The organism is Cobetia sp. 10Alg 146 (assembly GCF_029846385.1).
In the GTDB taxonomy this organism is placed as follows: Bacteria; Pseudomonadota; Gammaproteobacteria; order Pseudomonadales; family Halomonadaceae; genus Cobetia; species Cobetia marina.
This window is the reverse complement of record NZ_JARWKT010000002.1, coordinates 606,092-627,674: the sequence shown is the minus strand read 5'-3', so window position 1 is coordinate 627,674 and position 21,583 is coordinate 606,092. Positions and strand designations below refer to the sequence as shown.

At 63.5% G+C, this 21,583-nt stretch carries 17 protein-coding genes and 2 tRNA genes; 8 read left to right on the top strand and 11 right to left on the bottom strand.

Features of this window, described 5'->3' with window-relative positions:
• Window positions 1-281 precede the first annotated feature (281 nt).
• Window positions 282-2,381, bottom strand: a complete 2,100-nt coding sequence (locus QD172_RS05690; protein WP_084209250.1) for a carboxy terminal-processing peptidase — start codon at window positions 2,379-2,381, stop codon at window positions 282-284.
• Between the two features lie 294 nt (window positions 2,382-2,675).
• Between QD172_RS05690 and QD172_RS05685 the strand changes: the two genes are divergently transcribed.
• Entirely contained in the window at window positions 2,676-4,004 is a 1,329-nt protein-coding gene (locus tag QD172_RS05685) for a M18 family aminopeptidase (RefSeq protein WP_279855205.1), read from the top strand.
• 235 nt (window positions 4,005-4,239) lie between these two features.
• Here QD172_RS05685 and QD172_RS05680 read toward each other — a convergent pair.
• Window positions 4,240-4,316 (bottom strand) — tRNA-Met (locus tag QD172_RS05680).
• A gap of 81 nt (window positions 4,317-4,397) precedes the next feature.
• Window positions 4,398-5,732 carry a D-amino acid dehydrogenase gene (locus tag QD172_RS05675; protein ID WP_279855204.1) on the bottom strand — a complete coding sequence of 445 codons (1,335 nt, stop codon included), beginning with the start codon at window positions 5,730-5,732 and terminating at the stop codon, window positions 4,398-4,400.
• A 153-nt stretch (window positions 5,733-5,885) separates the two neighbouring features.
• On the opposite strand from QD172_RS05675, the gene QD172_RS05670 reads away from it, so the two are divergent.
• Window positions 5,886-6,845: a LysR substrate-binding domain-containing protein gene (locus QD172_RS05670; RefSeq protein ID WP_279855203.1), complete on the top strand. Its 960-nt coding sequence runs from the start codon at window positions 5,886-5,888 to the stop codon at window positions 6,843-6,845.
• 104 nt (window positions 6,846-6,949) lie between these two features.
• Here QD172_RS05670 and ychF read toward each other — a convergent pair whose 3' ends face one another.
• The 8 genes from ychF to QD172_RS05630 form a co-directional block, all read right to left on the bottom strand.
• Window positions 6,950-8,041 carry a redox-regulated ATPase YchF gene (gene ychF / locus QD172_RS05665; RefSeq protein WP_077371478.1) on the bottom strand — a complete coding sequence of 364 codons (1,092 nt, stop codon included), beginning with the start codon at window positions 8,039-8,041 and terminating at the stop codon, window positions 6,950-6,952.
• A gap of 298 nt (window positions 8,042-8,339) precedes the next feature.
• Entirely contained in the window at window positions 8,340-8,924 is a 585-nt protein-coding gene (pth, locus tag QD172_RS05660; protein WP_279855202.1) for an aminoacyl-tRNA hydrolase, read from the bottom strand.
• A 31-nt stretch (window positions 8,925-8,955) separates the two neighbouring features.
• Window positions 8,956-9,588: a 50S ribosomal protein L25/general stress protein Ctc gene (locus QD172_RS05655; protein ID WP_077371484.1), complete on the bottom strand. Its 633-nt coding sequence runs from the start codon at window positions 9,586-9,588 to the stop codon at window positions 8,956-8,958.
• A gap of 179 nt (window positions 9,589-9,767) precedes the next feature.
• Window positions 9,768-10,697 carry a ribose-phosphate pyrophosphokinase gene (locus QD172_RS05650; protein WP_077371487.1) on the bottom strand — a complete coding sequence of 310 codons (930 nt, stop codon included), beginning with the start codon at window positions 10,695-10,697 and terminating at the stop codon, window positions 9,768-9,770.
• An 84-nt stretch (window positions 10,698-10,781) separates the two neighbouring features.
• Window positions 10,782-10,856: transfer RNA gene (locus QD172_RS05645), tRNA-Gln, on the bottom strand.
• Between the two features lie 29 nt (window positions 10,857-10,885).
• On the bottom strand, window positions 10,886-11,764 hold the full coding sequence (gene ispE, locus QD172_RS05640) for a 4-(cytidine 5'-diphospho)-2-C-methyl-D-erythritol kinase (RefSeq protein ID WP_103751362.1): 879 nt from the start codon (window positions 11,762-11,764) through the stop codon (window positions 10,886-10,888).
• A gap of 68 nt (window positions 11,765-11,832) precedes the next feature.
• Window positions 11,833-12,507 carry a lipoprotein insertase outer membrane protein LolB gene (gene lolB / locus QD172_RS05635; RefSeq protein WP_279855201.1) on the bottom strand — a complete coding sequence of 225 codons (675 nt, stop codon included), beginning with the start codon at window positions 12,505-12,507 and terminating at the stop codon, window positions 11,833-11,835.
• Window positions 12,508-12,618: 111 nt separating this feature from the next.
• The gene (locus tag QD172_RS05630) at window positions 12,619-14,502 is read right to left on the bottom strand and encodes a tetratricopeptide repeat protein (protein ID WP_077371493.1); all 1,884 of its coding nucleotides are present in this window, start codon (window positions 14,500-14,502) and stop codon (window positions 12,619-12,621) included.
• Between the two features lie 529 nt (window positions 14,503-15,031).
• On the opposite strand from QD172_RS05630, the gene hemA reads away from it, so the two are divergent.
• The 6 genes from hemA to QD172_RS05600 all read left to right on the top strand — a co-directional run bounded on the left by hemA (window position 15,032) and on the right by QD172_RS05600 (window position 21,529).
• Window positions 15,032-16,303 carry a glutamyl-tRNA reductase gene (gene hemA, locus QD172_RS05625; RefSeq protein WP_084209244.1) on the top strand — a complete coding sequence of 424 codons (1,272 nt, stop codon included), beginning with the start codon at window positions 15,032-15,034 and terminating at the stop codon, window positions 16,301-16,303.
• Window positions 16,300-17,385, top strand: a complete 1,086-nt coding sequence (prfA, locus tag QD172_RS05620) for a peptide chain release factor 1 (protein WP_077371499.1) — start codon at window positions 16,300-16,302, stop codon at window positions 17,383-17,385. The genes hemA and prfA overlap by 4 nt, the downstream gene beginning before the upstream one ends.
• Window position 17,386: 1 nt before the next feature.
• Window positions 17,387-18,235 (top strand): peptide chain release factor N(5)-glutamine methyltransferase, encoded by an 849-nt coding sequence (prmC, locus tag QD172_RS05615; RefSeq protein WP_084209243.1) that lies wholly within the window; start codon window positions 17,387-17,389, stop codon window positions 18,233-18,235.
• Between the two features lie 260 nt (window positions 18,236-18,495).
• On the top strand, window positions 18,496-18,996 hold the full coding sequence (locus tag QD172_RS05610) for an Lrp/AsnC ligand binding domain-containing protein (protein ID WP_077371505.1): 501 nt from the start codon (window positions 18,496-18,498) through the stop codon (window positions 18,994-18,996).
• A gap of 99 nt (window positions 18,997-19,095) precedes the next feature.
• Window positions 19,096-19,848, top strand: coding sequence for a molybdopterin-synthase adenylyltransferase MoeB (gene moeB, locus QD172_RS05605; protein ID WP_176492871.1), 753 nt, complete (start codon window positions 19,096-19,098; stop codon window positions 19,846-19,848).
• 295 nt (window positions 19,849-20,143) lie between these two features.
• On the top strand, window positions 20,144-21,529 hold the full coding sequence (locus QD172_RS05600; RefSeq protein WP_279855200.1) for an FAD-binding oxidoreductase: 1,386 nt from the start codon (window positions 20,144-20,146) through the stop codon (window positions 21,527-21,529).
• Window positions 21,530-21,583: the final 54 nt, after the last annotated feature.

Below are 21,583 nucleotides of genomic sequence, written 5' to 3'. Positions count from 1 at the left end.
ATGACGTGATTCTGCGCTGATGGTGTCTTACTCCTGCAGCCTTCGCTGCCGCTTTTCTGTGTCTGCCTGCTTTCCTGTGTCCGCCCGCTTCCTTGCTGGTCGATCTCTTTCTGCTATTCGTTTCAGCTTGCCCCCGCGTGCCGAGCGCCGGTGCGTCGACTCGCCCGTGCGTGTCGATGACGCCTGCATCAGGCATGAAAAAGCCCCTGCACTCGGATCTGACATGAGGGCAGGGGCCTTGCAACCGCGATGTGCCGGCGCGTCAGCGACGACGAGAGAGTTCAGCGATCGCCATTGAGATGGGCGTAATCGAGCAGGATCTCGGCGCTTTCCTGTAGCTGAGCCTGATCGATGGGATCCTCGGCTGGCTCGTCGGTGCTGTCCTGCGTCTCGATCTCCTGCTGCAGGTCACTTTCTGCCGATGCGATGTGATCGCTGGCGGCATCAAGTTCGGCGAAGCTCGACAGCGGCTCCATGCCCAGTGCTCGGCGGCGCTTGTTTTCCAGTGCCAGTTGCTCGGCTTCCTGGGCATCCATCTCGCGCTTGCGTTGCTCACGATTGAGGCTGATGCTGGTCTGCTGGGCGCGCAGTGCCTTTGACAGCGCGACTTCGCTCTGCAGGTAGACGAAGTTGGGCTCCTGTTCGACACGGCTCTCGTGGCGGGCACGCAGGGCTGCCAGGTAGCGAGCCGGTTCCCCATAGCGACGATACTTCACCGGGCGAACCTGGTCCCATGGCAGGGCGTAGTCGAGGCTCGATTCGCCGATTTCCTTCGGGTCGATGATGCTGGGGAAGGCGATGTCCGGCTTGACGCCCTTGTTCTGGGTGGAGTCACCGGAGATGCGATAGAACTTGGCGCGGGTCAGCTTGATTTCACCTTGTGTCAGCGAGGAGATCGTCTGCACGGTGCCCTTGCCGAAGGTCTGGCTGCCGATGACCGGGCCGCGGCCATAATCCTGGATGGCGCCGGCAAAGATCTCGGAGGCCGAGGCCGAAAGGCGGTTGACCAGGACGGCCAGCGGACCATCGTAGTGGGTGCCGGCATCGGTATCGCCATACAGGCTGATGCGTCCGCGGGCATCACGTACCTGCACGGTGGGGCCGCGGTCGATGAACAGGCCGATCATCGAATTGGCCTCCTGCAGGGCGCCGCCGCCATTGTTGCGCAGATCCAGAATGATGCCTTCCACCTGCTTGGCCTTCAGCTCATCGATGAGGCGCGCCACGTCACGTGTGGTGCTGCGATAGTCATCTTCGCCGGCCTGCCAGGCATCGAAGTCGACATAGAAGGCAGGGACGTGAATCACGCCGATCCTGTGCACGCCATCATTGCGCTTGACGTCGACGACCTTGGCGTTGGCAGCCTGGTCTTCCAGCTTGACGGTGTCGCGGGTGATGTCCACTTCCCGTGTCTTGGTGACATCCAGGGACTGGGCCGGGATGACTTCAAGGCGCACGACGGAGCCCTTGGGGCCGCGGATCAGGTCCACGACATCGTCAAGGCGCATGCCGACCACGTTGGTCCATTCGCCATCCCCCTGACCAACGGCCACGATGCGGTCCGCCGGCTTGAGCTCCCCGTCCTTCTCGGCCGGGCCGCCCGGTACCAGGCTTGAGACCTTGACGTACTCGCCTTCGGATTGAAGCAGGGCACCGATGCCATCGAGTGACAGCTTCATCTGGATGTCGAAGGATTCGCCCTGGCGTGGGGAGAAGTATTCGCTGTGCGGATCGATGCTGCCGGTGACGGCGTGCATGATCAGGGTCAGGATGTCTTCGTCGTTGGTCTGCTCGATGCGCTTGAGCTGGTTGGCATAGCGCTCGCTGAGCGTCTTGGCGATGTCCTCGTCGCTCTTGTCGGACAGCGACATCGACAGCCAGGCGTTCTTGAGTCGCTTGCGCCACAGCTCATCAAGCTCCTGCTCGCTGTCGGCCCAGGGGCTTTCCGCACGATCGAGTGCGAGTCGATCATCGCGGGTGAAATCGAAGCTCGGCTTGCCGTCCAGCGTCTTCACCAGCCATTCGAGGCGTGAGGTGAGGCGCTGCTGGTAGCGGGCATGCAGGGCATAGAGGCGCTCGAGATCACCGTCGAGCATGGCGTCATCGAAGGCGTGGCGAAGATCACTGAACTCGGTGATATCCGAGTCCAGCAGATAGGCTTTCTGGGGGTCGAGTGTCTTGAGATATTGCGTGAATGCCTGGGTAGCCCATTGGTCATCCAGCGTGACATCTTCGTAATGCCCGTAACGCAATGATTCGGCAACTTCGCGAGCAGCCTGTGCATCGGCGTCAGTAGGGGTGACCGCGGCGCTGGCGGGGCCGGCCATGGCGAGACACAAGGCAAGGCATGCCGTGCGCCGGACGTTTGCAAACAGGCTCATCAATGAAGCACTCCCGATTCATGTACACTCTGCTCCCTGAGCGACCTCTCCGCGGAGAGGTCGAGCGGGCATTGTAGCAGCCTCCCGCGTCCGCGACAGTTGCCTGTCGTTGATCGGCGGGGCTTGCGGTATGGCGTGTCAGCGCTGCCTGGCGTGATCGGTCCTGCGGGACCTGCGCGGCTGACGAGAGCTGGCGGGTCGATCACCACCGCAAGGGAGGAGTCGTTTCGCTCTATCCATCATGTTTCTTCTTATACAGTGCCTTGCATTCATCTTCGAGGACTTGACGCTATCATGACTTACGCGATTGCGGATTCCCGCGTTCCAGCACTGCTTGAATTCCTGAATGTCTCTCCGACTCCCTGGCATGCCACGGCGACCATGGCGGCTCGCCTGGAGCGCGAAGGCTATCGCCGACTCGAGGAGACCGAAAGCTGGAAGTTGTCGCCCGGTGAACGGGCTTTCGTGACGCGCAATGATTCCTCGCTGATCGCCTTTCAGCTTCCTCGGGGTAATACGCAGCTCGAGGCAATACGGATGATCGGCGCGCACACGGATTCTCCTTGCCTGCGCCTGAAGCCCAATCCAGCCCAGCTCAGTCAGGGCTGGTTGACCCTGGGGATCGAAACCTACGGTGGCGTGCTGCTGAATACCTGGTTCGATCGCGATCTCGGGCTTGCAGGCCGTGTTCAGGTGCGTCACCAGGATGGCCGTCGCGAGAGTCTGCTGCTGACGGTGATGCGGCCGGTGGCCTGTGTTCCGAGCCTGGCGATTCACCTGGATCGTGACGTCAACAATGGGCGCGCCATCAATGCCCAGACGCAGATGTCCGCCGTGGTCATGCAGCTGGGCGAGGAGGCTGGCACCCCGGCTGAGGCCTTCCATGCGCTGTTGATCGAGCTGCTGGAAGAGCAGCACGGCGTGCGTGTCGCGGAGGTCATCGACTTCGAACTCGGGCTGCATGATCTGCAGCCGGCGGCCCAGGCCGGGCTCAAGGGCGAGCTGGTCGCCAGTGCACGCCTGGACAATCTGCTGTCCTGCTTCGTCGGCCTGGAAGCGTTGCTGGGGGCCGATGGCAGCCAGGGCGCGCTGTTCGTCGCCACGGATCACGAGGAAGTCGGCAGTGCCAGCGCCTGCGGTGCCCAGGGGCCTTTCCTGGCGGATGTGCTCAAGCGCATCAATCACTATGTGGGCTTGGTCAACGAAGAAGGTTATCAGTGCCTCGTGCAGCGCTCCTTGATGATCTCCTGTGACAATGCGCATGCCGTCCACCCCAACTTCCCGGACAAGCATGATGCGGGTCATGGCCCGAAACTGAATGCGGGGCCGGTGATCAAGGTCAACGCCAATCAGCGTTATGCCACCAACAGCACCACGGCGGGTCTGTTCCGTGAGCTGTGCCGGGAGCAGGAGGTGCCGGTTCAGACGTTCGTCAGCCGTGCCGACATGGGTTGCGGCAGCACCATCGGGCCGATCACCGCCAGTGAAGTGGGGGTGCCGACCTTGGATGTCGGGCTGCCGCAGTGGGGCATGCACTCGATTCGTGAGACGTCCGGCAGTGCCGATGTGGCGATGCTGATCAAGGTGCTGGTGGCATTCTGCAATCGCGAGCGTCTGGACTGAGCAGAGTTGAACTGACAAGCACGGTGAAACATTGAAAAATTGAAACATTGAAAGAGGCGGCCTGCGGGCTGCCTCTTTCGGTTCCGGTTCCGGTTCCGGTTTCGGTTCCGGTTCCGGTTCCGGTGTCGATTGTCGGCGGGAATCACGAGCATGAGCGCAGGCGATGCGAGGGAATGTGAATCCGACGCAACAAAAAAGGCCTGACTGCAAGCAGTCAGGCCTTTCGAATCTTGGTTGGTGGCTACACCCTGATTTGAACAGGGGACCCCATCATTATGAGTGATGTGCTCTAACCAGCTGAGCTATGTAGCCGTCCAACGGAGGCGAATATTACGGATTATCCGTGATGTTGTCAACGCATCAGCCTGAAAAAGTGGCAGGGAATTCATCAGGCTAGCAGCCGAGCTGCTCTGCGAGGTGGTCGGGGAGGGTATCGAGGAGCGTGCCGGGACGGGTCTCTTGCGAGATGGCGCGTGCGATGAGGTCGCCACTGGCGCAGGCCAGCGTGAAGCCCAGGCTGCCATGTCCGACGTTCAGCCACAGGTTGTCCGGTCTGCCCGCTTGCTGGGGGCGGCCCAGGATCGGAGGGCCCTTCGGCGTGCTGGGGCGCAGCCCGGCCCACGGAGTGGCTTGCGAGAAATCGCCGGCGTCGGGGAAGGTCTCACTGGCCAGCTGACGCAGGGCGGCAATGCGCTTCTCGTCCAGCGCAGGATGGAAGCTGTCAGATTCGCGGTGGCCGATATCCACCATGGCCGCGACGCGCAGCTGTCGGGACTTGCGTGTATCCAGATCGGCGTAGACCACCTTGCGCGCGGCATCCGTCACGCTGATGCGCGGGGCCGCTGTCTTTGGGGTGTCAGCTGGCAGTGGCAGCGTGAGGCTGTAGCCCTTGAGCGGTTGCAGAGGCAGGCGGATGCCCAGCGGGCGGACCAGTTCGGTGGCGTGATTGCCGGCCGCGATGATCAGCGTATCGACGGCGTGGCGTTCGCGGCGGCCATCGGCGCGGGTGAGTTCGAGGTGCGCGATGCGCCCGTCATGCGCGCTCAGTGGAGCGACGCGGGTGCTGGCGAGGCGTGTATAGCGATCAGAGGCCTGCAGCTTGCGCTCCAGCGCCTGACAGAAGGCATGGCAATCCGCCGTCTCGTCCGAGGCGCTGAAGATTCCGCCCGACAGATGAGGCTGCTGGTGGATAAGTGAGGGCTCCAGTGCGATGCATTGACGTGCATCGAGCACCTGTTGGTCCTGAGGCGCGACGCGTGCGGCGGCGGCCTTGTCGAGCGCTGCGGAGTCGCGATGGATCACCAGCTTGCCGCGTTGCTGCCAGGCGAACTCCTCGAGTGCATTCTGAACTCGCCACTGAGTCATGATCTGTTGGCTGTGCAGTGCCAGGGCGAGCATCTGCGCTGCGCTTGCTCGATGCGTGCGCTGATTGCAGGCGGCCAGAAACTGCGTCATCCAGCGCCATTGCGAGGGGGCAAGCCGCGGGCGCAGCCGCAGCGGTGCCTCATTGCCTGCCAGCAACCACTTGATGGCCTGGAGGGGCACGCCGCTGTCAGCCAGTGGCGCCACATAGCGGTAGCTCAACTGGCCGCCATTGGCGTGGCTGGTCTCGCGGGCGACCTCGACATGGGCATCGATCAGGGTCACGCAGTGTCCCGCTCGGACCAGTGCATGAGCGCTGCTCAGGCCGATCACGCCGCCTCCGATGATGGTCACATGACGTTGCATGGCAGGCTCCTGACGGTATGGGGGAGGCAGATGAGCATGCCTGTCCCGGGGCCGAGCGGCGAATGAAAGATCCTCGCTACGTCATAACCCTCGGTTATGGGGTAGGCTGTCGGCTGGACGTTGAGACAACACGACAGAATGTGGAGATCTTGCATGCGGCTCAGGGATCTGGAGGTCTTTCATGCGGTGTTGCAGGCCGGCAGCGTGACCGGCGCCGCTCGGCTGTTGCATGTTTCCCAGCCGGCCGCGAGCAAGGCGTTGCAGCAGGTGGAGCGGCAGTGGGGGATCGCGCTGTTCACCCGTAGCGCCGGACAGCTGGTGCCCACGGAGGAGGCGCGCAAGCTGGAGGCGGCAAGCCAGGGGATGCTGGGGCAGCTGGATGACGTCAAGCGGCTGGTAGAAGGCTTGCGTTCAGGTGAGGCGCAGTCTCTCAAGGTGGTGGCGACGCCGGCGATCGCCCAGCAGCTGTTGCCGCAGGCGCTGGGGCAATGGCGCCGGCGACATGCTCGAGTCAATTGCGAGCTGGCCACCCAGCACACCCGCGAGATCATCGATGCCCTGCTGCTGCATGAAGTCGATATCGCCTTCACCTTGAGTGCGCCGACGCATCCGGCACTGATGACTCGCGCACTGGCCCGCATGCCCCTGAAGGTATTGGCGCCCGCAGGGCACTGGGCACAGGAGTGTCAGCAGGCACCGATGACGGTGGCGGAGCTTGCCGGTCAGCGTCTGATCGCGCTGGGGGCGCATGATCCGCTGGCGCGACGTCTCGATGGCCTGCTGGCGAGCGAGATGCCGTCACCGTCTGAATCAGGTAACTCGAAAGCACCGTCATCTCCTCGCATCGTGACGCGCGTACAGACCTATCCGCTGGCAGCGGCACTGGTGCAGGCAGGGGAGGGGCTGGCCGTGGTCGATGCCTTGACGGCGCATACCGCCTGTCGGGAGCGTGGCCTGGACGCGCGGACATTGCCCCAGGCCGGCGAGCTGATGCTGAGTGCCGTGTGGCGTCGAGAGGCGGGGAGGGGGCGTCTGGCGCAGTCACTGGCGGACCAGTTGGCGACGCTGGCGGCACAATGGCTGCAGGGCTGTGCTCTTGATGATGGGGCATGACCCATGATGCAGAACGCCCCTGACCTCGTGGGAGATCAGGGGCGTTCCCTGCAGCATCAGGCGCTTTCAGGCTGGCTCACCAGGTACTGACTGCGCCCGAGGCCTCAGACATTGAAGCGGTAGTGCACCACGTCGCCATCCTTGAGGATGTAGTCCTTGCCTTCCAGGCGCCACTTGCCGGCATCCTTGGCGCCTTGCTCGCCCTTGTAGGCGATGAAGTCGTCATAGGAGATGACTTCGGCGCGGATGAAGCCCTTCTGGAAGTCGGTGTGGATGACGCCAGCGCCTTCCGGAGCGGTAGCGCCGATCTTGACGGTCCAGGCACGCACTTCCTTCACGCCAGCGGTGAAGTAGGTCTGCAGGCCCAGCAGTTCATAACCGGCGCGGATCACGCGATCCAGGCCCGGCTCTTCCATGCCCAGCTCGTCGAGGAACATCTCGCGCTCCTCTTCCTCCAGCTCGGCGATCTCGGCTTCGATCTTGTTGCACACCGGCACCACGCTGGCACCTTCATTGGCGGCGATGCCACGCACGATGTCGAGGTAGGGGTTGTTCTCGAAGCCTTCCTCGCTGACGTTGGCGATGTACATGGTCGGCTTGAGGGTCAGGAAGCCGAAGCCACGCAGGATCTTGAGGTCGTCATCGCTGAGACCGAAGCTGCGCAGCGGCTGGCCTTCGGCCAGGTGCGGCTGGATACGCTCCAGCACCGCCTTGGTGGCGATGGCTTCCTTGTCGCCGCCCTTGGCGACACGGGCCAGGCGCTGGATGCTGCGCTCGACGCTGTCGAGGTCGGCCAGGGCCAGCTCGATGTTGATGGTCTCGATATCGGCGGCCGGGTCAACGTGATTGGCGACGTGGATGACGTTGTCATCCTCGAAGCAGCGCACCACGTGGGCAATGGCATCGGTCTCGCGGATGTTGGCCAGGAACTTGTTGCCCAGGCCTTCGCCCTTGGAGGCGCCGGCGACCAGACCTGCGATGTCGACGAATTCCATGGTGGTCGGAATCACCTTCTCCGGCTTGACGATCTCGGCCAGCGCATTCAGGCGAGGGTCAGGCATCGGCACGATACCGGTGTTCGGCTCGATGGTGCAGAAGGGGAAGTTCTCGGCGTCAATGCCCGACTTGGTCAGTGCATTGAAGAGAGTGGACTTGCCGACGTTCGGCAGGCCGACGATGCCGCAATTGAAACCCATGGCGCTAGATCCTGGTGTGACGTGTCGAATGGGGCGTGGCACTGATGACCGTCTCGACCGGCAGGCCCGGAGTGCGAGGGCACGGGCCATGCGAGGAGACGAGGGGACAGGCACGGTGTGAAGTCAGGCGGGAAGTGTAAGGCCTCATGCCGCCGAGGTCATCCATTGGGCGCATGTCGCGCGACAAATGATGCCTTTTGCTGCTGATCGCTTGGCGAGACGCGCGCGCACAAGCGAGGTGATGCGCTGAGCGAATCACCGAAATTCGGAGAGGAGTGATGCCGGGTGATGCAGAGGTTCAGTGCTTGAAGGAGTGCAGGCGATTCATGGCCCGTGCCCATTCGCCGCTGAGGGCATCCGGGAGGGTCATGACCACTTCGTCGATGGCGTCATCGATGGCCAGGCGTTCAGCCTTGCCGGGACGCCCGAGCACGAAGTTGGTCACCAGCTTGGCATTGCCGGGGTGGCCGATGCCGATACGGGCACGATGGAACGACTTGTCGTTGCCCAGTGCGCTGATGATGTCGCGAAGCCCGTTGTGCCCCCCGTGGCCGCCACCCTGCTTGTAGCGGGCGGTGCCGGGGTCGATGTCCAGTTCGTCGTGGGCGACGAGCAGTTCATCCGGGGCGAGCTTGTAGAAGTTGCACAATGCGGCCACGGCCTGACCGCTGCGATTCATGAACGTCGATGGGAACAGCAGATGCAGATCCTGACCGGCGAAGACGATCTTCGCGTACTGGCCATGGAACTTGCGTTCCGGACGCAACGTGGTGTGACCGTGGCGCGCAAGAGCGTCAAGGAGCCAGACGCCGGCGTTGTGACGGGTGTCTTCGTATTCGCTCCCCGGATTACCGAGGCCGATGATCGCTTTCACTCGTGACATGCGTGTCTGGCTCCCTGATCAGAAGGCTGCGTTATTCTGCAGCGGCTTCTTCGCCTTCAGCAGTATCTTCTGCGTCAGCAGAGATGTTCGGACGAGTGACGTTGACCACAGCGGTGTCGTGATCGGCACCGTGAGACAGGGCAACGGACTCGGCGCCTTCCGGCAGAGCGATGTCGGACAGGTGCAGGGTGTGGCCAACTTCCAGCTTGGACACGTCCAGCTCCAGGTATTCCGGCAGGGCTTCCGGCAGGCAGCTGATTTCGACGTCAGTTGCCAGGATGTGCAGGACGCCGTCCTGATCCTTGACGCCGACACAGGCTTCCTGACCAGTGATGTGCAGCGGCACGTTCATGGTCAGTTTGTGGGTCGGGTCGATGCGCAGGAAGTCGATGTGAGTCAGCAGCGGCTTGAACGGGTGACGCTGCAGGTCACGGATGACGACTTTCTCGGCCTTGCCAGCAACATTCAGGGTGATGATGGAGGAGTAGAACGCCTCATCGTCAACCGCCTTGTACAGGCTCGGCTTGTCGACCATGACCGGAGTCGGGGCCTTGTCGGCGCCGTAGACGATTCCCGGCACGAAGTCGTTCGTACGACGCAGGCGGCGGCTCGCACCTTTCCCCAGGTCTTCACGAACTTCAGCATTCAGTTTGAACAGTTTCATTTTGCAGATACCTCAAGGGTCTAATGAGAATCCGGCAGCCCCCGCGACCAGAGCGCTACCGGATCCATGAGGCCGGCCCGGAGATTTCCGGGCCGGCCGCTTGTCGGCAGATGACGGATCATCTGCCGGTGTCAGTGCCTCTTCCCCGAGCAGCGGCGAGCAGGGCCCGCCGACAGGACTCAGTGGAACATGGCGCTGACGGATTCTTCATTGCTGACGCGACGGATCGCCTCGGCGATCAGGCCAGCGACTGTCAGCTGGCGGATCTTGCCGGAACGACGTGCGGTGTCGGACAGCGGGATGGTGTCGGCCACCACCACTTCGTCGAGGACGGAGTTGGTGATGTTGTCGACCGCCGGGCCGGACAGGATCGCGTGGGACGCATAGGCCACGACGCGGTTGGCGCCATGATCCTTGAGTGCCTCGCCCGCCTTGCACAGGGTGCCGGCGGTGTCGATCATGTCATCGACCAGCACGCAGGTGCGGTCCTTGATATCACCGATGATGTTCATCACCTGGGCCTGGTTGGCCTGGGGACGACGCTTGTCGATGATGGCCAGCTCGCAGTTGAGCTGCTTGGCGATGGCACGGGCACGTACCACGCCGCCCACATCCGGGGAGACGACGATCAGGTTGTCATAGTTCTGACGTTCGATGTCATCGAGCAGGATCGGTGAGCCGTAGACGTTGTCCACCGGCACATCGAAGAAGCCCTGGATCTGGTCGGCATGCAGGTCCATGGTCATGACGCGATTCACGCCAGCCTTGACCATCATGTCCGCGACCACCTTCGCCGAGATCGGCACGCGAGCAGAGCGCACGCGGCGGTCCTGACGGGCGTAGCCGAAGTACGGCACGACCGCCGTGATGCGCGCCGCTGACGCACGACGCAACGCATCCACCATCAGGATCAGCTCCATCAGGTTGTCGTTGGTCGGTGCGCAGGTGGACTGCATGATGAAGACGTCCTTGCCGCGGACGTTTTCGTTGATTTCTACCGCAATCTCGCCATCGCTGAACTGACCGACGGTTGCGTGGCCCAGGCGGGTATCGAGGGCTTCAGCTACCTTGCGGGCGAGAGCGGGATTGGCATTCCCCGCGAATACCATCAGTTTTGACACGCGCAGCCACCTTTGGAGTCTTGTGGGATCTCGGGAGTGGAGAATTCCGGGTTGACCGGGAACGGCCAGGATTGGCTGGGGTACCAGGATTCGAACCTGGGAATGTCGGTACCAGAAACCGGTGCCTTACCACTTGGCGATACCCCAGCAACGTTCACTTCAACCAGTTGCTGTGCTCAGGCCGAAGCCAGAGCGGCATGAAGAGGGGAGAGATTGCAACCACGTGCCATGAAGGCGTGCCACGTCGGGCGCTCGGAGTCGAGTCGGCCCAGCACCTTGCTGGCCTGTCGTGCGTCATCGAACGCACAGAACACACAGGCGCCGGTGCCCGTCAGTCTGGCGGTGCCGAACTGGTCCAGCCAGTCCAGGGCGTCGGCGACTGCCGGGTACAAAGTGCGCACCACGACTTCGCAGTCGTTGCGGCCCCCCTGCAGTGCGCGCGCCATACTAATCGCGGGACTGGAACGTGTCAATTGCGGGTGGCCAAACACGGCGGGGGTCGCGACCTCGATGCCCGGGTGGATCACCACGAACCACGGGGTGTCCAGCGGGGCAGGTTCCAGTCGCTCACCGATGCCTTCGGCCCAGGCCGAAAAGCCGCGAACGAAGACCGGTACATCGGCCCCCAGAGCCAGTCCGAGCTCGGCCAGGGTGTCCAGGTCGAGCTCAAGTTTCCAGAGGTGGTCCAGCGCCAGCAGCGTGGTGGCCGCATCACTGCTGCCACCGCCCAGGCCACCGCCCATCGGCAGCACCTTCTTCAGCCGGATATCGACACCGGGCAAGTCATTCGAGCTCGCGACCTGGCCGCGTGCGACGGCCGCTTCTCTCAGCAGGCGAGCGGCACGCATGATCAGGTTGGACTCCGCGGGCACGCCTTCGATGGCCGGGGCGAGGTGAATGGCAGCGTCATCACGCAGCGTGAAGTCCAGTCGGTCACCGTGATCCAGAAACTGGAACAGTGTCTGCAGTTCATGATAGCCATCGGCGCGCTGACCGGTGATATGCAGCATGCGGTTGAGCTTGGCCGGTGCCGGCAGAGAAAGTGTCGCGGTCATCGTGTCCGTCATGGATGAGCTGGCCGGAATGCTGGCCGTGGAGAAAGAAGAGAGCGTCGGGGGCACGCTTAGAGTGCCTGCCACTGGTTGACGATCAGGGTGGCGGTCAGATCGCCGTAGTAGAGTTTCATCTTGCGCGGCAGCCACAGTCCTTCGGCGCGGGTCCAATCCTGATAGTCCACCTCCCAGCCATCCTGATAAAGGGTATCGGGGAAGCCGAGGGTGTCACTCTTCAGGTCGTGCTCGCCCTTGGCTGCCACTCCGCGGACCCAGTCATCCAGGGCCCCCAGCGGCAAGGACCAGCCCAGCTGCGAGAGCATCAGGCTTTCGGCGTCCGGTGCCTGGAAGTCGCCGTCGGACGAGGAGAGGCGCACGCCCTCGGCATCACGCACCAGGGTCGTGCGGCCAGCACCCAGTGGGCCGGTGATCAGCATGTGGTAGTCATCGCCCTCCTGCTGCCAGTCAAGATTGGCGCTGTGACCTTCCTCCGGCGTGCGAATGCCGACCTTGCCTGCCAGTTGCCAGTGCGTGAGCGAATCGATCCTGTCGCTCTGCTGCTGCCAGTCACCTTCATTGCGGGTCAGGTCACCGGCGTTGTCGCTGGCCATCTGACTGGCACAGCCGCTCAGGCCCAATGTCATGGCCAGCAGGACTGGCCCCACCAGACGGCGCAACATGGCGAGGGAAAGGTGGCGTGTCCGGGGAGAGGAGAATGATGATAGGGGGAAAGAAGAGGAGGTCATGACGCGAAAGCCTTCCGGATGGCGGAATGAGAGTCGATGGGCAACCGATGGCGCCATCGGCGAGTCAGGATAATGGACTCGCCGATGGACAGAAAGTGCCGGGCTGTCCTGTCAGGGCGCATCCACGACCGGTCGCAGAGCCGGGATGCGCTGGAACAGGGCTTCCAGCTCGCTGGCCTCCTCGAAACGCTCACTGAGCTCGATGGCCAGGCTGCGTGCTTCATCCTGCTGCTCGAGTGACCACAGCACCTCGATGAGGTGTGCGCCTATCTCGGCATCCTGTTGCTGGGCCCAGGCCGCTTCCAGCGGGGGCAATGCCTGGGCGGCATCCCCGGTGAGGAAATACCCCCAGCCGAGGCTGTCGAGGATGGCAGGGTCGTTCGGCTTCAGCGCATGGGCGCGCTGAACCAGTTCGAGCGCTTCGGCGCGGCGGTCCGCATCCTCTACCAGCAGGGTGTAGCCCAGAGCGTTGTAGGCGCTGGCATTCTCGGGCTCCAGTGCAATGACCTGACGCAGGTCCTGCTCCATCTCCTCGAGACGCCCGTCATCGAGACGACGAATGCCGCGCAGGAACAGCAGGCTGGCCAGTTCGTTCTCCGTCACGGCAGCGCTTTCGCCGTCACCTTCGCTGCGTGCCCTGGTGAGTGTCTTCTGGCGAGCCTTGATGCTGCCGTCGAGCAGCTCGTCGGCGGCGGCGTAGTGTTCCTGGGCATCCAGCAGGTCGATCTCGAAGCTGAGCAATGTCATGGCGTGACGCGGATGACGCAGGCGCTCGACGGCAAGGAACTGGCGTGCCTCCTCGCTGCGATCATGCTCCACCAGCAGCTGCGCGGCGCGCGCGCGACTTGAGACGTAGCGCTCCCCATCCGGTACCTGTCGGTAATAGAGGATGGCGTTGTCGATCTCGCCGCTGGCCTCTGCCGCCAGCCCGAGCAGGGCATAGGCGGCATCCGGGACCGGCGTGTCATCAAGCAACGGCAGCAGCAGACGACGAGCGTCCTCGGGAGAGTCGGCGTCCAGATAGAGGCTGGCCAGTGCCAGACGCAGGCGCGGTGCGTTGGCATGGCGGCTGACAAGGTCATCAATGCGCAGGCGCGCGGCCTCGATGTCACCACCGGCAAGTTCGGTCTGGGCGGCGCTCAGGATCAAGCGACTGTCATTCGGGGCGATGGCCAGGCCACGCTCGGCCGCCTGACGTGAGGCGCTCAGGCGGCCTGCGTCGCGCTCTATCTCGCTGCGAGCCAGCCACACTTCGGCCAGTTCGGGGAACTCGCCTTCCATCGCCATCAGGCGCCTGCGAGCGTCGGACTCATTTCCAAGCGCCGCTTCATAGAGCGCGGCGGCAATTCGCGGGCCCGGTTGCGCGGGATATTGCGCGACATGCTCCAGCAGCCGTGACAGCAGTGATTCCAGATCCGCGCCGGCATCGATGGACTGCTCCGCCAAGGTGGTCACGTTGCCGGTACCGCCGGCGGTCTCTACCGCGAGACGCTGCTCGAGCGCCGTCATCCAGTCGCCGCGCTCCACGGCCAGGCGGGCGCGGATGATGCCCGGCTCGGTCGCGGAATCATCCAGTTGTTGCCAGCGCTGGGCGGCACGCTCCAGCAGGGCAGGATTGTCGGCGTAGCGAGCGGCCAGCACGGCGCGCCGGGCCAGTTCCGGATCATCGAAGCGGCGGCTGGCGGCCAGATACCCATCGGCGGCGCTGGGGTAGTCGCCACGCTGGCCGGCAAGCTCCGCGCCCAGCAGCTGATTGAGGCTGTTGGCATCCAGGCCACTGGTGATGGGTGGGGCGGTATCCAGCGGGTCCGGCTGAGAGGCGAAGGGAGCCTGCGTGGCCGGCGACTGGCAGCCGGCCAGACCCAGCAGCACACTGGCCAGCAGGCAGCGTGTCCAGCGGCTGTCGGCCAGCCGTGCCGTGCCCGTCAGGCGCTCGGAAGGACTCGCGTGGGCTGCCCCGCGAGGGGAGTGTTCAGCGGCAGTCGATACGTGCATGCAACCTCGCAGTCAGCGGTGGAAGGATCTCGGCCAGTCGGCACGTTCCGGCCGGAGTCGCGCCCACGCCGTCATGAAACCCGTAAAAGGTGGCCTGGCAGCGTGTGCCTGCTGGAAATTCCGGCCCGACCTGCGCTCGGCCTCAGCAGCACACCCTGGGGATATTGATCGCTCCAGCATAACGGCTGAAGGCGGACGGGGATAGCATCGACGGTGCCTGTCATGGAGGCAAGGGCAGCGCCTGTCCGCTCGGCGTTTTCCTGAATCAACATGGCGGACGGGAGGTGATAGCATCAGACTGCCAAGCCCATGGAAATTCCTCATCGCTGGCCGCGCCCTGCAGGCTCGCGTGATGTAGGCGCTGTGATAGAATGAGCACGCTAATTTTACGATTTCAGCCGCTTTGACAAACGAGATCTGCAAGCAGGTGGCCAGGTGCCGGCCCCTTCATTGCGGAGGTTTTCCAAGCGACAGCCGCCTGTCCTCGATGCGAGCCCTGCCGGCCAGACCCTGACGACTGACTGACTCCATGACCCTTCTTGCCCTTGGCATCAATCATCGCACCGCCGCCGTCGATGTCCGCGAGCGCGTTGCCTTCACGCCGACACAGCTCGAGGCTGCGCTGGCCGAGCTGAAGCGTCTGCCGGAAGTTTCCGAGGCGGCGGTGCTCTCGACCTGCAATCGCACGGAACTCTACTGTGTGACCGAGGACGGTGCGCGCTCGGTTCTCGCATGGTTGAGCCGATACCATGGCCTGCCGGCTGAAGAGCTTGAGCGCTGCAGCTATCAACATCTCGGTGAGGAGGCGGTCCGCCACCTGATTCGCGTGGCGGTCGGCCTGGACTCCATGGTGCTGGGCGAGCCGCAGATTCTCGGTCAGCTCAAGGATGCCTATCAGTTCGCCCGCGGTACCGTCGGTCTCGGGGGGGAACTGGAGCAGCTCTTCCAGCATATCTTCCAGGTCGCCAAGCAGGTGCGTACCGAGACGGGAATCGGTGAGAACCCCGTCTCGGTGGCCTATGCCGCGGTCAGCATGGCGAGTCATATCTTCGATGACTTCTCGCGAGCCAATGCGCTGCTCATCGGGGCGGGAGACACCATCGAGCTGGTGGCGCGCCACCTCAAGGAAGCGGGCATCGCCAACCTGTGCATCGCCAACCGTACCGTGTCGCGCGCCCAGTCGCTGGCCGATGAGCTGGGCGGGACCGCCATCGGCTTGGAAGGCATTCCGCATGCCCTCGAGAATGCCGATATCGTGATAGCCTCCACCGCCGCTCAGCTGCCGATCCTCGGCAAGGGCATGGTGGAGCGTGCGCTCAAGAAACGCCGTTACAAGCCGGTCTTCATGGTCGATATCGCCGTGCCGCGCGATATCGAGCCGCAGGTCGGGGATCTCGATGATGTCTTCCTTTATACCGTGGATGATCTGCAGGAAGTCATCGAGGAGAACCGTCGTCATCGCCAGCTGGCGGCTGCCCAGGCCGAAGAGCTGATCCGGCAGGGTGTCAGTGCCTGGCAGCACCGCAAGCGTGTGCGCAGTGGCGGAGAAGTCATCAAGCGTTATCGTAGCCACGGCGAGCAACTGCGTGCAGAGTGCGAGGCACAGGCGCTGGCCGAGCTTGATCAGGGCCGTGACCCGCAGGAAGTCGTGGCGCAACTGGCCCGTCAGTTGGCCAACCGCTTCATGCATCACCCGACCCTGGCGCTGCGTCAGGCGTCAGGCGACGATCGACAGGATATTCTTCAGACGGCGCAGGAGCTGCTGCTCGCGCCGGTTGATTCATCACAGGACCCTTCATGAAAGACAGCCTCATCACCAAGCTCGACACCTTCCATGACCGCTTCGAGGAGATCTCCGCCTTGCTGTCGGAGCCTGAAGTGATCGGGGATCAGGCCCGCTTCCGTGACCTGTCGCGGGAGTATGCCGAGCTTGAGCCATTGATCGAGGCATGGCAGCGCCATCGCGCCTTGAAGGAAGATCGCGAGGCCGCCCTCGGCATGTGCGATGACAGCGACGCCGAGATGCGCGAGATGGCACGTGAGGAAGTCCGCGAGAGCGATGCAGCGCTTGACGTGCTGGAGGCAGAGATTACCCAGCTGTTGATCCCGCGGGACCCGGATGATGGGGCCAACGTCTTCCTCGAAGTGCGTGCCGGCACCGGCGGTGACGAGGCGGCGCTGTTCGCGGGGGACCTGTTCAAGATGTATTCCCGCTACGCCGAGCTCAAGGGCTGGAAGGTCGAGACCGTCAGCGCAAGCCACGGTGAGCATGGTGGTTTCAAGGAAGTCATCGCCCGCGTCAAGGGCGAGGGGGTCTACTCGCGCCTCAAGTTCGAATCCGGTGCGCACCGCGTGCAGCGCGTGCCTGCCACGGAATCCCAGGGCCGCATCCATACGTCCGCCTGTACCGTGGCGGTGATGCCTGAGGCCGATGAGGTCGGGGACATCGACATCAATCCGGCCGACCTGCGAGTGGATACCTACCGCAGTTCCGGGGCCGGGGGGCAGCACGTCAACACCACCGATTCGGCGATTCGCATCACCCACCTGCCCACCGGTGTGGTCGTGGAGTGCCAGGACGAGCGCAGTCAGCACAAGAACCGTGCGCGCGCCATGTCGTTGCTGGCAGCGCGACTCAAGCAGGCCGCGGTGGACAGCCAGGCACAGGCGACTTCCGATGCCCGTCGCAAGCTGGTGGGCTCCGGTGATCGCTCCGAGCGCATCCGCACCTACAACTTCCCCCAGGGGCGTCTGACCGATCACCGCATCAATCTGACGCTCTACAAGCTCAATGAAGTGATCGCCGGTCAGCTGGACGAGGTGATCGAGCCGCTGGTCGTCGAATATCAGGCAGACCAGCTGACGGCACTGCAGGAGCAATGAGGTGAGAATCGATGTCACGTTGGCAGCCGCGGCTGCCCGTCTGAGTGAGTCGGGCAGCGAGTCTCCGCGTCTGGATGCCGAGCTGCTGCTGGGAGAGGTGATGGGGCGCGATCGCACCTGGTTCTATACCTGGGGGGATCGCGATCTCGAGACGGAAGCAGGCGCCGAGGGCGTGGCACGCTTCGAGGCGCTGCTGGCACGCCGAGCCGAAGGACACCCCGTCGCCCACCTGCTTGGCCGCCGTGAGTTCTATGGCCTGATGCTGCGCTGCTCTCCTGCCACCTTGATTCCGCGCCCGGATACCGAAGTGATGGTGGAGTGCGCGCTGGAGCTGGCCGAGGCGCCCGAAGGCACGCTGCTGGATCTCGGCACCGGCACCGGCGCCATCGCGCTGGCCTTCGCTCGTCATCGTCCGCAGTGGCAGGTGCTGGGGGTGGACCTCATCGAGGAGGCCGTGCAGCTTGCGCGTGACAATGCCGAGCATCTCGCGATTCCCAACGTCGAATTCCGGCGCAGTGACTGGTTCTCCGCCGTTCCCGAGACCGGCTTTGCGCTGGTGACCGCCAATCCGCCTTACCTGGCCGATGATGACCCGCACCTGGCACTGGGTGACGTGCGTTTCGAGCCGCGCTCGGCACTGGTGGCGCGCCAGCAGGGGCTGGCAGACTTCCTGCATCTGATCGAGGCTGCGCCCCGCCATCTGGCCGCGGGCGGTCATCTCATGCTCGAGCATGGCCTGGCCCAGGGCAAGGAAGTGCGCGAGGCGCTGCGCGCCGGTGGTTTTCTGGAAGTGGAAACGCTGGAAGACCTCGGTGGGCGAGAGCGCATCACGCTGGGGCGCATTGGCTGACGCCTCCCCGGCGGGCGGGAATGCAGGCCGGCCCGGACTTGCCAGAGGAAACCCCTGCTTTCAGTGGAGCCTGCGTGGAATCCTCGTCGCAGGCCTGCCTGTGCGGGCGTATCTCCTGTCGGGCGGGTATGGTAGTAATAAGCGATGCATGACTGGAAAGGTCGCCTGATTACCCCCGCGTTCTCGGGTTGCCTGACTGCACGAAAGACAGGAGTAAGGATGATCCTGCTGCAAGTCACCCTGCTGGGAAAACTATTATAATGAAAGCGAAATCACGTTCTCTGGACCGCATTGACCTCAAGATCCTGCGCTGCCTGCAAGAAAATGCGCGCATTTCCTATGTCGACCTCGCCTCCGAGGTGGGACTCTCCACCACTCCCTGTCTGGAGCGAGTCAAACGCCTCGAGCGTGCCGGCATCATCCGCGGCTACAAGGCCGTGCTGGACCCCAAGGCGCTCAAGGCCAACCTGCTGGTCTTCGTCGAGATCAGCCTCGAGACCCAGTCACCCTCCGTCTTCGATGAATTCCGCCGTGCCGTCTCCAAGCTGCCGCAGATCCAGGAGTGTCATCTGGTCTCGGGGCAGTTCGATTACATCCTCAAGTGCCGGATTCCGGAAATGTCCGCCTATCGGCAGTTGCTCGGGGATGTGGTGCTGACGCTGCCCGGGGTCAAGGAATCCAAGAGCTATGTGGTGATGGAAGAGGTCAAGGAGCAGTTCTCGCTGCATGTGCCGGACATCGAGGATCTCGACGCCAAGTGACGAGCCCCTGATGCCAGCGGCAGGGCTCAGGGTTTAGAGCTCAGTCCCGGCGGCCGGCCAAAGCACTCACTTCATTCACAGACAGACGGCTCACCTTCCATGCAAGATTCGCAACTGCTGCGCTATTCGCGTCAGATATTGCTCCCTCAGGTCGATATCGCGGGTCAGCAACGATTGCTGGCCGCGCGGGTGCTGGTGATCGGGGCTGGCGGCCTGGGGTGCCCGGCGGCGCTCTATCTGGCGGCAGCCGGTGTCGGCACGCTGGTGCTGGCCGATGATGACCATGTCGAGCTCTCCAATCTGCAACGTCAGATCGCCCACGGAGAGGCGGACATCGACCAGCCCAAGGCGCGCTCGCTCGCCAGCTCGGTGTCGGCGATCAATCCCGACACCGAGGTGATCGCCCTGTCCGAACGTCTTCAGGGCGAGGCGCTGGCCGAGCAGGTCGCCGCCGCGGACGTGGTGCTCGATTGTACTGACCGTTTCAGTTCGCGCTTCCCGATCAACGCCGCCTGCGTGGCGGCAGGCACGCCGCTGGTGTCAGGTGCCGCGATTCGTTTCTCCGGTCAGCTGGCGGTGTTTGATCGCCGTGAGGCAGATGCGCCGTGTTACGGCTGCCTGTATTCGCCGGAAGAGCAGGGCGATGAAGAGCTGACCTGTGCCGAGAGCGGGGTCATCGCGCCGTTGGTCGGCATCATCGGGGCCTTCCAGGCGCTGGAAGCGCTCAAGCTGATCAGTGGTGCCGGGCATGTGCATCGAGGGCTCGCCACCTTCGATGGCCTGACCGGTGAGTGGCGACGCATGGGGCTCAAGCGTGACCCCGCCTGTCCGGTATGTCGTCGCTCGACATGACATGAGTGGAGCACTCCCCGAGCACCCTTTTCGCCAATGCGTGGAGGGTCTGTCACCAAGCCCCGCAGCCTCTCAGGCTGCGGGGCTTTTGCTTTTCTGATCTCAAAAGCCTGACGCTGATGACCTCAGGGGCGTGCGCCATTGTGGGGCGTCAAAGGGGGGTAAGGCGGTACGTGTTGAAAATTTATACCTCGCGGGGCAATCAATATGCAGTATTTGCCGTTGACGTGTGGTAAATAACGCAAATATTCCCCGGGTCGGTGAATAAACTCAACAGTGGCGGGTAAGGAGGGGCATGGTCGGTTGCAGATCAGGCGCGACAGACGAGCCGCGGCGAGACCGCCAGGAAGCGCAGCGTGGGCGTGATGACATCCGCTCCTACTACCGGGCCAGTCAGCGTGTGACGCTTGCACCCTGTCCACCGGTGGCCGGGGAACGGCGCGCTGATGTCTGCGTGATCGGCGGCGGTATCACCGGCTGCTCAGCGGCTCTGCATCTCGCTGAGCGTGGCTATTCGGTCATCCTGCTGGAGGCGCGCGGCATCGGCTTCGGGGCTTCGGGACGCAGTGGCGGTCAGATCCTGCCGGGACTTGGCACCGACATCGCCACGGTCGAGAAGGCTCTCGGCCGTGAGCAGGCGCATGCCATCTGGGAGATGAGTCGCGAGTCGGTTCGTCTCACCACCGCACTGATCGAGAAGCACCGGATCCCCTGTGATTATACCCGCGGCTATCTGCATGCTGCCGTCAAGCCGCGACATGTGCGCGAATTGCAGGAATTTCAGGCGCGCATGGCACGCGATCATGACTACCATGCATTGCAGTGGTTGCAGGGGGATGCCCTGCGAGCGCGAGTCGTCACCGATGCCTATCCCGGGGCGCTGCATGATGGAGAGGGTGGCCATCTGCATCCGCTGAATTACACCCTCGGCCTTGCGCGTGCTGCTCAGCGGGCAGGGGTCACGATCTGTGAACAGAGTCCTGTGCTCAAGCTCGAGCATGGCCGAAGTGGCAGTGGCATCGTCGCCAATGGCTCCGGTGGGCAGGCAGGGCGTGCGCGTGTGCATACCGCGCAGGGCAGCGTGAGTGCCGAGTTCGTGGTGGTGGCGACCAACGCCTATCTCGATGGCCTGGTCCCGCGGCTGGATGAGCGCATCATGCGCGTCGCCAATTATATCGTGGCCACCGAACCGCTCAGCGAAGCACAGGTCGCGCAGGTGTTGCCGGGCAATGATGCCCTTTCCGATGCCAACTTCGTGCTCGATTACTACCGTCTCTCTGCTGACAGGCGCCTGCTCTACGGGGGGGAGGTGAGCTATACCGGACGAGAGCCGCGCCACCTCAAGACGCGCATGGACGGCAAGATTCGCCGTCTGTTTCCGGCGCTTGACGGGGTGGGGATCGATTACCGCTGGGGCGGTGACGTGGCCATCACCATGAATCGGGCACCGGACTTCGGGCGTCTTGTCCCGAATGTCTATTACGCCCAGGGGTACTCGGGACATGGCATGTCGCTTGCAGGGCTGGCGGGCAAATTGATCGCCGAGACGATTGCCGGCCAGGCGGAACGTTTCGATGTCTTTGCCGCCATGCCCCACCGCGCCTTCCCGGGTGGACACTGGTTGCGAACTCCTCTGCTGGTCCTGGCGACCAGCTTCTACACGCTGCGTGATCGGCTCTAGGCCGAAGCCATGATGAAGGTGCTGCACATTTGACATCGTTGATCATCCCGACAG

Excerpts from the sequence above, each read along its gene's own strand:
- QD172_RS05690 (WP_084209250.1), bottom strand. The coding sequence starts at position 2,381 with ATGAGCCTGTTTGCAAACGTCCGGCGCACGGCATGCCTTGCCTTGTGT.
- QD172_RS05610 (WP_077371505.1), top strand. The coding sequence starts at position 18,496 with ATGAAAGCGAAATCACGTTCTCTGGACCGCATTGACCTCAAGATCCTG.
- prfA (WP_077371499.1), top strand. The coding sequence starts at position 16,300 with ATGAAAGACAGCCTCATCACCAAGCTCGACACCTTCCATGACCGCTTC.
- pth (WP_279855202.1), bottom strand. The coding sequence starts at position 8,924 with ATGTCACGAGTGAAAGCGATCATCGGCCTCGGTAATCCGGGGAGCGAA.
- lolB (WP_279855201.1), bottom strand. The coding sequence starts at position 12,507 with ATGACCTCCTCTTCTTTCCCCCTATCATCATTCTCCTCTCCCCGGACA.
- QD172_RS05600 (WP_279855200.1), top strand. The coding sequence starts at position 20,144 with ATGGTCGGTTGCAGATCAGGCGCGACAGACGAGCCGCGGCGAGACCGC.
- QD172_RS05675 (WP_279855204.1), bottom strand. The coding sequence starts at position 5,732 with ATGCAACGTCATGTGACCATCATCGGAGGCGGCGTGATCGGCCTGAGC.
- ychF (WP_077371478.1), bottom strand. The coding sequence starts at position 8,041 with ATGGGTTTCAATTGCGGCATCGTCGGCCTGCCGAACGTCGGCAAGTCC.
- QD172_RS05670 (WP_279855203.1), top strand. The coding sequence starts at position 5,886 with ATGCGGCTCAGGGATCTGGAGGTCTTTCATGCGGTGTTGCAGGCCGGC.
- ispE (WP_103751362.1), bottom strand. The coding sequence starts at position 11,764 with ATGACCGCGACACTTTCTCTGCCGGCACCGGCCAAGCTCAACCGCATG.
- hemA (WP_084209244.1), top strand. The coding sequence starts at position 15,032 with ATGACCCTTCTTGCCCTTGGCATCAATCATCGCACCGCCGCCGTCGAT.
- moeB (WP_176492871.1), top strand. The coding sequence starts at position 19,096 with ATGCAAGATTCGCAACTGCTGCGCTATTCGCGTCAGATATTGCTCCCT.
- QD172_RS05685 (WP_279855205.1), top strand. The coding sequence starts at position 2,676 with ATGACTTACGCGATTGCGGATTCCCGCGTTCCAGCACTGCTTGAATTC.
- QD172_RS05630 (WP_077371493.1), bottom strand. The coding sequence starts at position 14,502 with ATGCACGTATCGACTGCCGCTGAACACTCCCCTCGCGGGGCAGCCCAC.
- QD172_RS05650 (WP_077371487.1), bottom strand. The coding sequence starts at position 10,697 with ATGGTATTCGCGGGGAATGCCAATCCCGCTCTCGCCCGCAAGGTAGCT.
- QD172_RS05655 (WP_077371484.1), bottom strand. The coding sequence starts at position 9,588 with ATGAAACTGTTCAAACTGAATGCTGAAGTTCGTGAAGACCTGGGGAAA.